14 protein-coding genes and 1 pseudogene are annotated in these 14,887 nt (G+C 39.1%); 2 read left to right on the top strand and 13 right to left on the bottom strand.

Features of this window, described 5'->3' with window-relative positions:
- The 12 genes and pseudogenes from CWB65_RS19915 to argC form a co-directional block, all read right to left on the bottom strand.
- Positions 1-326 (bottom strand): annotated as a pseudogene (locus CWB65_RS19915) (hypothetical protein); the annotation flags it as partial.
- A gap of 13 nt (positions 327-339) precedes the next feature.
- On the bottom strand, positions 340-882 hold the full coding sequence (locus tag CWB65_RS05350) for a hypothetical protein (protein ID WP_138740103.1): 543 nt from the start codon (positions 880-882) through the stop codon (positions 340-342).
- A complete protein-coding gene (locus tag CWB65_RS05345) occupies positions 882-1,412 on the bottom strand; it encodes a hypothetical protein (RefSeq protein WP_138740102.1) in 531 nt (176 codons plus the stop codon). The genes CWB65_RS05350 and CWB65_RS05345 overlap by 1 nt, the downstream gene beginning before the upstream one ends.
- Complete coding sequence (locus CWB65_RS05340; protein ID WP_138740101.1) at positions 1,412-1,945, bottom strand: hypothetical protein; 534 nt, start codon at positions 1,943-1,945, stop codon at positions 1,412-1,414. Before CWB65_RS05340 ends, CWB65_RS05345 begins: the two co-directional genes overlap by 1 nt.
- The gene (locus CWB65_RS05335; protein WP_138740100.1) at positions 1,946-2,452 is read right to left on the bottom strand and encodes a hypothetical protein; all 507 of its coding nucleotides are present in this window, start codon (positions 2,450-2,452) and stop codon (positions 1,946-1,948) included.
- Between the two features lie 352 nt (positions 2,453-2,804).
- Positions 2,805-3,338 (bottom strand): hypothetical protein, encoded by a 534-nt coding sequence (locus CWB65_RS05330; protein WP_138740099.1) that lies wholly within the window; start codon positions 3,336-3,338, stop codon positions 2,805-2,807.
- Positions 3,339-3,354: 16 nt separating this feature from the next.
- Positions 3,355-3,555 carry a hypothetical protein gene (locus CWB65_RS05325; protein ID WP_138740098.1) on the bottom strand — a complete coding sequence of 67 codons (201 nt, stop codon included), beginning with the start codon at positions 3,553-3,555 and terminating at the stop codon, positions 3,355-3,357.
- 258 nt (positions 3,556-3,813) lie between these two features.
- Positions 3,814-5,679 carry an argininosuccinate lyase gene (gene argH / locus CWB65_RS05320; RefSeq protein ID WP_138740097.1) on the bottom strand — a complete coding sequence of 622 codons (1,866 nt, stop codon included), beginning with the start codon at positions 5,677-5,679 and terminating at the stop codon, positions 3,814-3,816.
- A gap of 48 nt (positions 5,680-5,727) precedes the next feature.
- Positions 5,728-6,930 (bottom strand): argininosuccinate synthase, encoded by a 1,203-nt coding sequence (locus CWB65_RS05315; protein ID WP_008130621.1) that lies wholly within the window; start codon positions 6,928-6,930, stop codon positions 5,728-5,730.
- Positions 6,927-7,859, bottom strand: coding sequence for an ornithine carbamoyltransferase (locus CWB65_RS05310; RefSeq protein ID WP_039037711.1), 933 nt, complete (start codon positions 7,857-7,859; stop codon positions 6,927-6,929). The genes CWB65_RS05315 and CWB65_RS05310 overlap by 4 nt, the downstream gene beginning before the upstream one ends.
- 7 nt (positions 7,860-7,866) lie before the next feature.
- A complete protein-coding gene (gene argB, locus CWB65_RS05305; RefSeq protein ID WP_138740096.1) occupies positions 7,867-8,634 on the bottom strand; it encodes an acetylglutamate kinase in 768 nt (255 codons plus the stop codon).
- A complete protein-coding gene (gene argC, locus CWB65_RS05300) occupies positions 8,634-9,644 on the bottom strand; it encodes an N-acetyl-gamma-glutamyl-phosphate reductase (protein ID WP_138740095.1) in 1,011 nt (336 codons plus the stop codon). The genes argB and argC overlap by 1 nt, the downstream gene beginning before the upstream one ends.
- Positions 9,645-9,865: 221 nt before the next feature.
- Between argC and argE the strand changes: the two genes are divergently transcribed.
- The gene (argE, locus tag CWB65_RS05295; RefSeq protein ID WP_138740094.1) at positions 9,866-11,011 is read left to right on the top strand and encodes an acetylornithine deacetylase; all 1,146 of its coding nucleotides are present in this window, start codon (positions 9,866-9,868) and stop codon (positions 11,009-11,011) included.
- A gap of 55 nt (positions 11,012-11,066) precedes the next feature.
- On the opposite strand, the gene panP is transcribed toward argE, so the two are convergent.
- The gene (panP, locus tag CWB65_RS05290) at positions 11,067-12,695 is read right to left on the bottom strand and encodes a pyridoxal-dependent aspartate 1-decarboxylase PanP (protein ID WP_006791558.1); all 1,629 of its coding nucleotides are present in this window, start codon (positions 12,693-12,695) and stop codon (positions 11,067-11,069) included.
- A 276-nt stretch (positions 12,696-12,971) separates the two neighbouring features.
- Here panP and CWB65_RS05285 point away from each other — a divergent pair, with 276 nt between their 5' ends.
- Positions 12,972-14,855, top strand: coding sequence for an EAL domain-containing protein (locus CWB65_RS05285; protein WP_008130606.1), 1,884 nt, complete (start codon positions 12,972-12,974; stop codon positions 14,853-14,855).
- Positions 14,856-14,887: the final 32 nt, after the last annotated feature.

The following is a 14,887-nucleotide window of genomic DNA, read 5'->3' as shown; positions in this document are numbered from 1 at the left end:
ATGGCCATAAAAAGCGATGCATTAATACACAGCCCTACTATTAAATAATAAAAGCTAACAGGGATGAATTTCCCTAAGCACAGCCGCCAAATAAAAATAACGGCAATGGTGACGACATCAAAGGCAAATAATTGAAGATAAGGCGCTGGAGTATAAGCGTCTATGTATAAACTCAACGTATAAGAGACCATCATAATGAATGACAGTTGAGTTCGGCTATTATCAGGTTTATTAATCGCTGCAGAAAGGTTATATAAAAAAGTAAAAACAAATAACCACGTAATAATTATACCTATGAGCTCGCTTATTGCAGCGAGACTCCACATAAAATCTACCAAACTACACTTTCCTTATTTCACCGGCTTTATTTTTACGATTTATTACTGTATTTTTTAATTTAACCAACCCTAAAATATCTTTATTGACAATAAGTACTACAGCCATCGTTAAATCAACAAGTGGTACCACTAATCCGTATACCGCCCATAACCACCAATATCCACCATAAAGCTGTATTATTGTATCAATATGCATAGCCATAAAAAGCGATGCGTTAATACATAGCCCTACAATTAAGTAATAAAAGCCAATAGGAATAACTTTACCCAAGCACAGCCGCCAAATAAATATGACGGCAATAGTAACAACGTCAAAGGCAAATAATTGCAAAAACACCGATGGCGTATACGCATATATGTACAAACTCAACGAATAAGAAACCATCATAATGAATGACAGTTGAGTTCGGCTATTATCAGGTTTATTAATAGCCGCGGATAAATTATATAAAAAAGTAAAAACAAATAGCCACGTAATAAAAATACCAAGAGGCGCACCAATCTCAGCAATGCTTAGGAATATACTTTCCAAATTACTCCCCATTAAATAGCTGCCGGTGTTTTACGATTCAACATAATGTTTTTTAATTTAACCAATCCTAAAATATCTTTATTTGTAATAAGTACTAGAGCCATTATGAAATCAACAATAAGTGTTGAAAAGCCATAAAGCATCCACAACCACCAAAATTCATAATTTGAGCTTACTATTATATCAATATGCATGGCCATAAAAAGCGCTGCATTAATACACAGTCCTGCTATTAAATAATAAAAGCCTACAGGGATGACTTTACCTAAGCACAGCCGCCAAATAAAAATAACGGCAATAGTGACTACATCAAAGGCAAATAATTGTAGGTACCGTAATGGTGTGTATATGTTTATGTACAAACTCAACGTATAAGAAACCATCATAATGAATGACAGCTGAGTGCGGCTGTTGTCTGATTTATTGATGGCCGCAGACAGGTTATATAAAAATGTAAAAACAAATAACCATGTAATGAGTATGCCCAAGAGCTCGCTAATTTCAGCGAGACTCCAAAAAAAGTCCTCCAAAAAACTACCCATTACCTAGCCACCGGTGTTTTACGATTCAACACAACATTTTTCAATTTAACCAAACCTAAAATATCTTTATTAGCAATAAGTACTAAAGCCATTATTATATCACTAGAAACCTGTCCAATAGCATACAATCCCCAACCCCACCAATAATCATAATTAGCCGAAACAGCATAATCGTAATGCATAACCAAAAACAGCATAGCGTTAAGACTCAAACCAAGAATAAGATAATAATATGCAATTGAGTAAGGCGCTTTGTAAAAGTGTGAAAAGGTCACGATTGCAAAAATAGCAACCACGTCAGATAGAGCAAAATCTAAATAAAACGAAGTCGTAATCATTAACTGCGCTTTTCCCATTATTAAGGTCAGCGTATACGACACCATCATTATTAAAGACAGAAACATAGCGCTTCTGTTTTTAACATTTATGCTTATTGTTAAATTATAAAGAAATGCAACAGTAAAAAACCATGTGATAAAAATACTCAAATGGTCATTGATTGAACCAAGCATTAATGTGGCATGTTCAAGCATTTATAAACTTCGACTCAATTGTTTGTATATGTATGATTTTGCTTTAACCAAACCCAAGAAGTCTTTTTTAATGAAGAAAACGGCAACCATGGCAAAGTCGTTAAAGTTGACTAGCCAAGAGTAAAGTACTGTAAAAAGCCACGGTTCGTAGTTATTATAAACCACGGTATCTAAATGCATTCCTAAAAATAGGATAGCATTCACTGAGAGCCCCGTTGATAAATAGGCGGATATAAGCCTCTCTTTAATAAATAAATTAAGTACCACTAGGGCAAAAATAGTAGCTATATCAAAATAAAAAAAATCGAGGTACTGAATTGTTTGAATATCTATAAAAAGGCTTGATAGATATGAAACCGTCATCACTAGAGATAACCAAACACGCTTTTTGTCAGGTGTATTAATGCTAGAAACGAATGAGTACAAAAAGGCCATTAAAAAACCCCACTGTACCAATGCTCCAATATAAAAACTTACATCTGGGGTTAACATCAGGTCATCTAACATAATAATCGCTAATGTAATAAGAGCAGGTCATTCTGGTCGGTAAGTACATATTTAATTGAATAGGTTTGTATATGCTTGAAGCTAAGGGGGATAAAAAGGACATACAAAAAACCTATATTACAAATACGCTAATATAGAAAGATAGTTGGAACTAGTTTTAAAGCGTTTCATGATTAGGTTGTTTACCAAATTTAAGGAGTATTCTTTTATTTTACAGTCTAAAGCTAAGTGACATGTGGCTTATACTTTATGGTGCGTGTTTGTCGTAACGTAGTCACTTTGAGTAAAGTTACCGCACTTCAATTTATGCTTTGACGTTTTTTCATCGCAAAAATAAAAAATGAATTTTAAGCTAGGGCTCTTTTGAATTAGCGCTTGGATTTAGTAATGTGCGGATTGCATTTTTAAGTTTATGCAGCCCTAAAATATCTCTATCAATTATTAATGCAACAATCATAATAATGTCTATTGAGTTCATAGCGTACATATAAACCTCCCAAAACCACCAATGATGTTTATTTTCATAAATGTCAGTGTCTAAATGCATTAATAAAAAGAAAATGGTATTTATACTGAGGCCTAATACTAAATATAAGAAAGATGGCGTGGTTTTTTTTACTATTTTGTATAAGCACAGAAGAGCGGTAATTGTAGCGATATCATATAAGGCGAAATTTAAGTAGAATGAATTTTTAAAAGAAAGCCAAGTAAAAAAGTAATCTGATAAGGTGTATGAACACATCATTACAAAAGAGCTAAATAAAAGAGTTGTGCCTTTTTTTAAACCGATTGTATAAATAAATACATTAAAAAAAAAGGCCATTAAAAAGCCCCACATAAAAAATGCAGAGAGAGAGAATAGCCCAAATAACTCTTGTAAAAACATTAAACGCCTTAAATTATCACTTTGGTTTAATCATGTCAGGTGGCAAAACACCAGCACGCTGTAGATCAACACTGGCCGCACTTAAACCTTCTTGCGAGAAACTTACTGTATCAGATTGTAGGGTTTTAGTGCTACTAGTTTGTTCAGCCGCAGGCTGTAATTGTTGTGTTTTGTTGTATGCTTGCATTTGCACTTGGCTATTAGCTGAAATTTGCATGTAATTGATCCTTATAAAAGTTTAATTTAATTGGCGTAAAAATAAATCACACCATTGTGTAGGTATATGCACTACTCATGGTAGTAGTTGCTATTTATAACTACATAGCTATTTGCAAGCTATGTACCAACTTTTATTTAAATTTTATTTTTAAGTAAATTTACTAGAAGTTGAGACAACCAAAACACCTCCGACCAGATAAGTTCAGGCATAAAAAAACGCACAGGGGTAACCGTACGTTTTTTGTATCCAGGGAGTTTAAGCCACGAATTTACACGGGATCGCCGCTTTATTACTTGGCTTTAAAATGTATTCCATTGCTACTTCGTCGCAGTTTTCTTTACGAAGGCACAATTCACAATCTTTCATTACTTTTTCTGGCAGGCTGTCTTTACTGCAAAAAGCAAAATCTTGTTTTTCAAAAAAGTCTGGCACGCGAGTAAGTACAATTACGCGATTAAGTGCCAATTTTTTGGCTTTTATTAGTAAATGGTCAACTAATTGCCGCCCTTGCCCAGTTACTGCACTTTGCGGGTCAATACCCAAAGAGCGTATCTCTGCAAGGCCGGTATCGTATATATACAGCGATGCACAGCCCGACACTTTGCCGTCTATTTCGGTTACAGCAAATTCATTAATCGAATGCACCATGTCGCTTTTAGCACGCGGCAAGTTTTCGCCGACAGTTGCCCAGTGTTGAATAAGTTTTGCAATTGATTCAACGTCGTCTAGATTGGCATCACGAACCGTTATCTGCTGTTTTTTTTTGGCTGCTTTAATTGCGCTAGTGACTTGCTCAATGGAGGTGCCGCCAACTGCTTGACGTGCTTTAATACAGGCGTCTATTTCAAGTACAGGATAAACATCGTCTTCAAACACATCATTTACTGATTTATATTGTTCAAGTGAGAGCTCCTCAAGGGTTTTATCTTCACTTATTGCAAGCTGCACCAACACACCTACAATATGATGCCCCTCTCTAAAAGGTACCCCCTTAGCAACTAAGTAATCAGCCAGCTCGGTTGCATTTGCATGGCCACCTTTTGCCGCAGCTAATGTGCGCTCACCTTTTACCTTTACGCCTTTAATACACGCTTGTGCCATGTGAATACACGCAAGCCATGTTGGCATCGCATCAAAAATGCCTTCTTTGTCTTCTTGCATATCTTTATTGTAAGCAAGAGGGAGTGCTTTAAGGGTCATCATCATGGCGCTAAAGGCACCAAATACACGACCTGTTTTACCACGGATAAGCTCAAGTGCATCTGGGTTCTTTTTTTGCGGCATTAAAGACGAGCCAGATGTAACATTGTCGGCAAGCTCAATAAAACCCGCTTCACCTGAGTTATAAAAAATTAAATCTTCAGACATACGCGATAAGTGAATCATTGAAATAGACGCACAACTTAATAGCTCAACAACAAAGTCACGGTCAGATACACCATCAAGGCTGTTTTTAGTTGCACCTGTAAAGCCTAAGCCTTGTGCAAGTGTTTGGCGGTCAATTGGGTAAGCAGTGCCTGCCAATGCGCCGCTGCCTAGCGGGCAATAGTTCATACGGGCTTTAGCGTCCTGCAAACGGCTTTCGTCGCGTTCTAGCATTTCAACATACGCCATACACCAGTGGCTAAATAGTACGGGTTGTGCACGTTGCAAATGGGTATAACCAGGTAAAATAGTACCTAGTTCGCGTTCAGCCAACGCAACAAATTCAGCCTTTAATTGCGCAATGGCTTTTAAAATATGATCGGCAGTATCACGGCACCATAATCTAAAGTCGGTGGCTACTTGGTCATTTCGACTGCGACCTGTGTGTAACTTTTTAGCTAAGTCACCCACTTTCTCAATTAGAGCCGCTTCAACGTGCGAATGAATATCTTCAGCACCTGAGGTAGCTACAGCCATTGGGTCTGCTTTTACCTCTTCGAGTAGCTCGTATAATACCGATACTAATTCTTTGTGCTCATCGTTTGATAGCACGTTAACTTGTTCAAGTGCGCCAGCCCATGCAACAGAGCCAATAATATCTTGCTCTGCTAGTTGGTAGTCAAATGGAAGTGAGTCGTTAAATTGTTTAAACGCCTCGTCTGGACCCGTAGAAAAACGTCCGCCCCATAATGCCATGAAATATCTCCAAACCCTGAAATGCCCCTTTTACAAGGGGCGTAAAATTTACTTTTTAGACAACGCCGAAATTCTGCTTGAAAGCGAGAATAAACGAATAAAGCCTTCAGCATGTGATTGGTCATACACATCATCTTCGCCAAAGGTCGCAAAGTCTTCGCTGTATAGGCTGTTAGGTGATTTTTTCTGAACCGCAGTCACTTGGCCTTTATAAAGCTTAAGTACCACTTCACCCGTTGCTAATGTAGATAACGCCTCGGCGCCCGCTAAAATAGAGTCTTTAAGCGGCGTAAACCAACGTCCGTCGTACACTAGGTGCGAAAATTCGCCGCCTAATACTTCTTTCCACTTACGGCTTGATTTATCAAGTACTAGCTCGTCTATTGCTTGAAGGGCCGCCATGATCACCGTACCACCTGGGGTTTCGTAACAACCACGAGATTTCATGCCGACTAAACGGTTTTCTACTATATCAACACGGCCAACACCATGCGGTGATGCAATGTCGTTTAATTTAACTAAACAATCATAAGGTTTAAGCTCTTCGCCATTGACGGCAACCACTTCACCTTCAACTACTTTTAATGTTACTAGCTCGGCTTTATCGGGTGCTTGCTCAGGAGAGTTAGTCCAAGTCCAAACTTGGTCGCTAGGCTCACACCATGGATCTTCAAGCTCGCCACCTTCGTGGGAAATGTGCCATGCGTTAGCATCACGGCTGTAAATTTTTGTTGCTGAAGCAGAACACGGAATATCACGCTCGGCTAAGTAATCTAGTAGTGATTCACGGCTTGATAAGTCCCACTCTCGCCATGGTGCAATGACTTTTAAATCGGGTGCAAGCGCTGCAAAGCACGATTCAAAACGTACTTGGTCATTACCTTTACCCGTACAACCATGCGAAAGTGCATCGGCACCTACTTTACGTGCAATTTCAACTTGCGCTTTAGCAATGATTGGACGCGCCATTGAGGTACCTAGTAAGTAAGTACCTTCATAAATAGAACCTGTTTTAAGCGTTGGGTAAATGTATTCACTTACCATTTCATCTTTTAAGTCAACTACGTAACACTCTGATGCGCCTGATGCGATGGCTTTTTCTTCAACGCCTTCAAGCTCTTCTGCGCCTTGGCCTACATCGGCAACAAACGCGATTACTTCACAGCCGTAATTTTCTTTTAACCATGGCACGATAGCCGATGTATCTAGACCACCTGAATAGGCTAAAACGACTTTTTTAATTGAACTCATAGGTGTTCCTTAACAAAATTTGGATTTAGTAATGTAACTAGCAGAGCATTTTGCGCATGCATGCGATTTTCTGCTTGTTGAATAATTTTTGATGCTGGGCCGTCCATTACCTCAGAGGTAATTTCAAACTCACGGTGTGCCGGTTGGCAATGTAATACCGTAGTCGCCCCTGTTTGATCTAGCAATGCTTGGTTTAACTGATAAGGCATATATTTTTCTTTAACTTGCTCAAGCGGGGTATCGTCCCCCATTGAAACCCATGTATCGGCGTAAACAACGTTTGCGCCAACCGCCGCCTCAACCCTGTCACTTACCATTACTGATGCGCCATTCATAGCTGCTATTTGCTCTGCTTTTTTAAGAATTTGCGAATCAGGCGAGCTGCCTTTAGGCGTTACTGCCACAAAATCAGTACCAAGCGTTGCCGCTAATAGCATAAGTGAATGAGTTACATTATTGCCCTCTCCTAGGTAAGCTACTTTAAGCTCGCTCACATCGCCATGCACTTCTTGAAGCGTTAAAAAGTCTGCCAATGCTTGGCAAGGGTGATACAAGTCACACAAGCTATTAACCACAGGAACAGAAGAGTACTCACCTAAGGTGGTTAACGTACTATGCTGGTTTACACGCGCTACAATACCGTCGGCCCACGTTGAAATGTTAAGGGCAAAATCTTTTACAGATTCACGTGCGCCCATAGCGCCATTTTGCTGATCTAAATAAACCGCATGACCACCTAAACGATTAATACCAATATCAAACGACAAACGCGTACGTAAGCTCTGTTTTTCAAATAGCGTAACAACTGACTTGCCCGCTAGTACTTGACTGTATTTTTCTGGCTTTGCCTTTAAATCACGCGCCAGCTTTAATAAATTAAGTGCGCCTTGTTGGTCTAATTCTAGACCCGTTAAAAAATTCTCTAACATGGTAACCCTATGGTGTAATCTTTGTTCCGACATGCTCGCCTTGCAGCAAAGCAGTTAAATTTTCTGGCTTTTGCCAGCTGGAAATATACACACCGCGTCGTAAGTGTAGGGCAGCGTGAAGACTGGTCTTAACTTTGACCTCCATCCCGCCCACAATTACTCCCTCTGCAATTAAAGTCTCAATGTGTTTTGTATCTAATTGATGTATTGGCTGCTTATTAGCGTCAAGAACGGCCTCTACGTCAGTCATAAAAATAAGTTCTGCATTTAAATTATTGGCGATAGCTGCCGCTGCCTCGTCTGCATTAACGTTGTACCAAAGCCCTTGCTCGTCAAAACCTATAGAGCTAACAATTGGTAAGCGCCCGACGTTTAGTAAGTCGTTAATAATAGAGTCGTTGTTACTTTCGCACTTTCCTACTAGGCACAATGCTTTGAGCTTTTGCGATGCGGTTACGCCTGCTTCGTAAAGGCTTAAACCAACAGGTTTATGGCCAGAAGCAATAGCTTGAGCCATTAACTGCTTGTTTGCACAACCTGCAAGTGCACCAACTATATGGGGCATTTGCTCTGCCGGGCTAATACGTAAACCTTGATGCTTAGCGCTAACAAAACCGGCTTCTTTTAACCATGTATCGACTAATGCCCCGCCACCATGCACAATTACAAAGTTATGACTTGGCTGATTAGACAACACATCAAATAACGCACGAGCAGCATTTTCAGTATTAAGTACAGCGCCGCCAAGCTTAATAACCCACGTTTTTTTAGCCATTAAAACGCTCCTTTTAAGCCTGTGGAGTGGTCTAAATTCATTGATAAATTAATACACTGCAGAGCTTGCCCTGCAGCACCTTTTAGTAAATTATCAATGGCTGCCATAACAATGAGTTGAGAGCCTTGCTGCTGCCAACCAATATCAACATAAGGCTGCTTTGCAACTCCCTTAATTGACGGGATCTTACTACCTAACAAGCGGATTAAAGGCTCGTTTTCAAGCACGCTGTAGGCCTTAGCCACTTGCTCACTTGTAACATTAGGTTTTAGTTGCACGTAAATGGTTTCTAAAATACCGCGAGCAAAGTTACCTAAATGAGGGGTAAATAAAACCTGGTGACCAAGGTGTTGCTCTATTTCTGGTCCGTGGCGATGATTAAATAAACCATATGGCGCTAGCGACACTTCACAAAAGTGAGTACCTACACTGGCTTTACGCCCTGCGCCAGTTACACCCGACACTGCATTAATAATAATTTTGTCGTCGCTTAACAAACCTGCTTGCTGAAGTGGCTTTAACGCATTCAGCGCCGCGGTAGGATAACAGCCAGCAACAGCCACTAAATTTGCATTTGCAATGTCGTTGCTATTCCATTCAGCTAAACCATAGGCCGATTCATTTAATAACTCAGGGTGCTTATGTTCAAAGCCGTAATAAGTAACGTAATCATCATTGCTTGCTAGGCGATAACCACCCGATAGGTCAAACACCTTTTTGCCCATCGCTAAAAATTGCGGGGCTAAATCTACACTTACTTTATGGTCGGTACACAGGCATACGTAATCTGCATTCGCATTAATGTCGTCGAACGCTGACTTTGTAAGAGGAAGTAAAGGAGTATCAAGTAAACCTAAGTGCTCTGGATATAAATCACTCAGTAATTTGTGTTTATCTAGGCTTCCTTCAGATACATAGCTACCTGACAGTTTTAAATTTGGGTGTTTAGCCACAAGGCTTGCTAGTTCTGCGCCGCTGTATCCACTTGCGCCAATAATCGCTACATTCATTATTTACTCATTCTCTTAAAATCTATTACTACTTATTTGTGTGTTCGCTTACACTAGCTTAGGTGCTAAGTAAGTCTTTTTTGTTAATGAATTTTGATTATCGTCGCATTATCATCATTGCGTTACTTAATATATTTATGCTTAAAAAGTGAATTGATATTCATAATAAATACTTTTATATTGTTATGCAATTAAATTGAATAGTTATTTTGGAATTTTTTATGTCTTTGCCTTCGTTTATTTCTATGTACCAGCAATTAATTGCAGCCCCGTCTATCAGTGCAATTGAAGACAGCGAATGCATGAGTAATAAAAGCGTTATCGAGTTACTTGCCATCTGGTGTGAAACGCTCGGTTTTACTTGTGAAATAATAGAACTGGAAGGTAAAAAAGGGCGTTATAACTTATTAGCTAAACGTGGCGTCGGGGATGGTGGTTTAATGCTTGCTGGGCATACCGACACAGTGCCGTTTGATGACAGCCGCTGGAATCATGATCCGTTTAAATTAACAGAACTCGACAACAAACTGTATGGGCTAGGTAGTATTGATATGAAAGGATTTTTTGCTTTCGTATTACAAGCTATAAGCGAACTAGATGAAAAACAACAAACACAGCCAATTTTAATACTTGCCACTGCAGATGAAGAAACCACCATGGCAGGCGCACAGCAAATTTGCAAACATCCTAACTTAAAGCCGGCACGCTGTATTATTGGCGAACCCACTGATATGACACCAGTATTTACACACAAAGGGCATATGAGTACTGCAATAAGAGTTGTCGGTCGTTCTGGCCATAGCTCCGATCCCGAACGTGGTCTTAATGCCATTGAAGTTATGCATAAAGTGACTTCAAAATTACTGATCTTAAAAGAGCAACTAAAGAATAAGTATTCACTAAGCCACTTTGAAATACCTTATCCTACTTTAAATTTGGGTAATATTCATGGTGGTGACAACGCAAATAGAATATGTGGGTGTTGTGAAATGCATATTGATATGCGCCCATTGCCAGGGTTGAGCGTACAAGAGCTACAAGCACTGCTGCTAGATGCAACAAAAGACATAAACGAGCAATACCCAAACTCAGTAAGTGTTATTGACCTACATGACCCAATACCCGCATTTACTGGCAGAACCGACAGCGCGCTAGTTCAACTAGCTGAAAAGGTAGCGGGCCAAAAAGCCATTGCTGTTAATTACTGCACAGAAGCACCTTTTATTCAGCAACTGGGTTGTGAAACCATAGTTATGGGACCAGGTTCTATTAATCAGGCGCATCAGCCTGACGAATTTTTAGCAATGGAAAAAATAAAGCCTTCACAGCACATCATTAGCAATATTATAAAAGCCTGTTGCTTTTAGCTAAGCAATAAAAAAAGACGCTTAACAGCGTCTTTTTTTATAAATGCTAAATTTACTATTTCATGTATTTGCTTAAATACTTTTTAAATACTGGGTCTGTTTTAGCAAGCTCTTTTTGCTCAGCTAATATCTCTTTTAAAATCACACCCGAGGTAAGCGGATTAGCCAGTACAACCCTAAACACAACCGTAGGTTGATTATCGTATTGAGCTGGAGTCAAACGAGTACGCGATACAAACGAGCGTCCAGATTCACGCTGGCGTTTTTGCATACTGGCTGTAAAACGATTTAGTGAAGCAAAAATATCAATCCGTGTTTTTTCATCAGCCTCAGCAATCGCTTGTTTTATTTGCTTAGGCACATAGCGATAAGTAAGCAAACATAGCTCAGGCTCTGAAATAAGTTCAAAATCTTCGTCTGCCTTGATTAAATCAGCAAAATACTTTGCCTTTTTTATACTTCGATCGATTAGCATTTCATAGCCTTTACGGCCAATAACACGTAAGCAAGCATGCACTAACATAGCCATACCAGGGCGGCTACCCTCTAGTGTGTGGCTACCTAAATCTTTAGAGCCCTTACGCAATATATACTCAGCATGATGCTCTATTGCATCGGTTGCAGCGGGATCTTTAAACAGCACTAAACCTGCACCCATCGGGACATACATTTGTTTGTGGGCATCAATTGTTATTGAGTCTGCTCGCTCAATACCATTGAGCAGAGGACGATAAGTATTAGATAATAACGTTGCCCCACCCCAAGCAGCATCAACATGAAAATGACAGTTAATCTCTTGCGCTAAATCAGCCATTTCGTTGAGGGGATCAATATTGCCGGTTTCGGTTGTGCCTGCAACACCAATAATTGCCATTACTTTAATGCCTTTAGACTCAAGCTCGCGGGCTTTGTCTCGCATGGCATTTACATCGACCTTGTTGTCATCAGTTGTTTTAATACCAACTAAGTTGTCGCGCCCTATCCCTAATAAATCAACCGATTTACCTAATGAATAATGACCACGTTCTGAAATTAATACCGCAAGACCTCTGTATCCATAGTGCAGCATACCTGCCACAATTCCTTGCGATGCAATACCGGTAAATTCACCATCGGCTTTTAACAAACGATTTCGAGCAATCCAAAGCGCAGTAATGTTTGCAACCGTACCACCAGAGCAAAATGCACCTAATGACGTTTTAGCGCTGTGCATCCATTTAGAGTAAAACGCATCGTTTTGGCCATAGGCTAAATGATGCATCATACCTAACACCTGTCGCTCAAGGGGGGTAAACGCCTTAGATGTCTCAATTTTTACTAGATTTTGATTTAGTCCCACCATCAACTTTGAAAGTGGCAGTAAAAAATGCGGTAAAGCTGATGTCATATGACCAATAAAACTTGGTGCAGCCGTATGCACAGAATGAGCAACAAGTTGCTCCATTATGTCTTGAGCATAAGCAGATACAAACGTTGGGTTTTCTGGGATCACCGCAGCTTGAAAGTCTTTTTCAATTTCATGTAATGGTTTTTCGATTGCCGCTATATTTTCGTTTAAAAAACCTGCTAAATTACTCGATATTTCAAGCTCAATTTTGCTTAAAGTTGAGTCAGGCGCTTCAGGTACAGTAAATATACGCTTGAGGCTTTCTTTAGAGGCGACGGCACAACGCTTTTGATCCATCTTAATACCTAGTGTGTGTGTTGCTAAAACACCTGTTTAACTAGTAAAAACGCCCAAATATGGCGGTAAGTTAAGCAATAGTGTTTCTAAATAATTGCTCTAACTGTACTGCAATATAAGTAAAATGTCTCGTTAAAAGCCTTAAAAGCAACACCACGCATGACAAAAAAGTGTTAATTTAATTAAAATTTTATTTAATCTAATAAATACTAATTATTTATTGGGCAATTTTGTATTTTAAGTATAATCATTAAAACAACAAAAAAGGGACAGGCAATGCTTAAGGGAAGAGTGAAAGTGAGCTGGTTAGTGGCTGGTTTTGCTTTATTTTTAGTCAGCTTAGTGGTCTATATTTACTACACCTACCACACAACCCGCGCTGAAATTATGGAATCTGTTGATGCGCGCCTTCTTAATGCCGCAGCCAGTGTTAAGCATATACTCGGTGATGACTACCTAAATACCATGAATCAAAACGGTCAAATTAATTTTTTTGACTATGAAGTCAAAAGCAGGCAACTTTCTGAGTTTGCACAAGCGCTTGATGTGGCATATGTATATGCAATGATATTAAAAAACAACCGCGTATACTTTACTGCATCAAGCTATACGCAAGACGATATGAACAATGGCAAAATAACGCAATATTTAGATATATACCCAGAAGCAACTGATCTCAACATAAGCGCTTTTTACTCCACTGAGCCGGTATTTGAAGTGTCGGCCGATCAATGGGGACACTTTAAAACTATATTTATCCCTTTTGTTGACGATAAAACTGGTAAAACTTACCTTACTGGCGCTGATATAACGATTCTTGATCTTAACCAAAAGCTAAGCGAAAGCGTCTCCAAAGCAGCAGCTATGGCAAGCTTCTTCTTTTTTATAGCTATCCTTGTTGCCGCTATTTATGTTTACTTACTTAAGCGCTCATTAGCAACCGACTCCAGTACTGGGTTTGAAAACCACATTGCGTTGGAGTACTTACTTAAAAAAAGTAACAGTCATCATATGCAGTTAGCTGTTGTCTGGGTTAATGAAATTGAAGATATAAATAGCTTTTACGGCACCGAAATTGGCGATAAAGTAATGAAAAACTTGCTTATGCATTTTAAGAGCCGCTGCTCTGCCAACTGTCATTTATACCGCTTAGCCACCAATAAATTGGTGCTGCTATCACCTAAAGAAACACCTTATGAAGAGCTGAGCGATTTAATCGAAACCTATAATGCCAATACGCCTTTATTAACTGATCCATTTATATACATTACATTGTGTGCTGGTATTGCGACGGGTAATAAATCGCTATTACTTGAAAATGCTCATATTGCTGCACTACAAGCAAAGCAAGGTAGGCACACAGTTATTAATTATTCTAAAGCACTTCACGATGTTAAAACTCAATATCAATATAATGTAGAAATGGCCAAAGAAGTGCATGATGCATTTGATAACAACCGTATTGTGCCTTACTTTCAGCCAATAATAGATACCAAAACAAATCAGATAGTTCAGTACGAATGTTTGGCGCGAATGGTTACTGCAAGCGGAGAAATTTTAAAACCCGATGCGTTTTTAAATGTAGTTACTCGCTCCAGAATGGACGGGTTATTAACCCGCACTATATTTTCACAGTGCATTAGCCGCTTTAGAAAAACAAACATTTGTTGGAGCTTAAATATAACAGCGCAAGACATGTTAGACCCAAGCTTGAATGAATTCATCACAAACGAGCTTAAGCGCTATCCGCACCCAAGCAATATCACTTTAGAGTTAATAGAAACCCAAGCGATTGCAAATTATTCTGAAGTTAAAGCATTTATTTCTATGGTTAAAAGTAAAGGCGTTAAGGTAATAATTGATGACTTTGGTAGCGGTTATTCAAATATTTCAAATGTCCTAAAACTTGAAGTTGACGGTATTAAGTTAGATGGCGGATTGATAAAACAGATAATACACGATAACGACATTTACTTGTTTATTGAGCATATAGCGGCATTTGCTAACCAATTAGATTTACTGCTTATAGCTGAATCTGTCGAAAATGCAGCCATTGTAAATGCGTTAGAAAAAGCAAATGTGACGCTCATGCAGGGTAACCATTTTGCCCAACCTGCGCCACAATTTGCTACACCAGAAAATGCTGACTTAATCAGTTAATTAACCAAACGTTAGTGATAAAGCTATTTTTA

This window comes from Pseudoalteromonas sp. S554 (assembly GCF_005930865.1).
Taxonomy (GTDB): domain Bacteria; phylum Pseudomonadota; class Gammaproteobacteria; order Enterobacterales; family Alteromonadaceae; genus Pseudoalteromonas; species Pseudoalteromonas marina.
The sequence above is the reverse complement of the archived record's forward strand: the minus strand, read 5'-3'. Positions and strand labels throughout refer to the sequence as shown.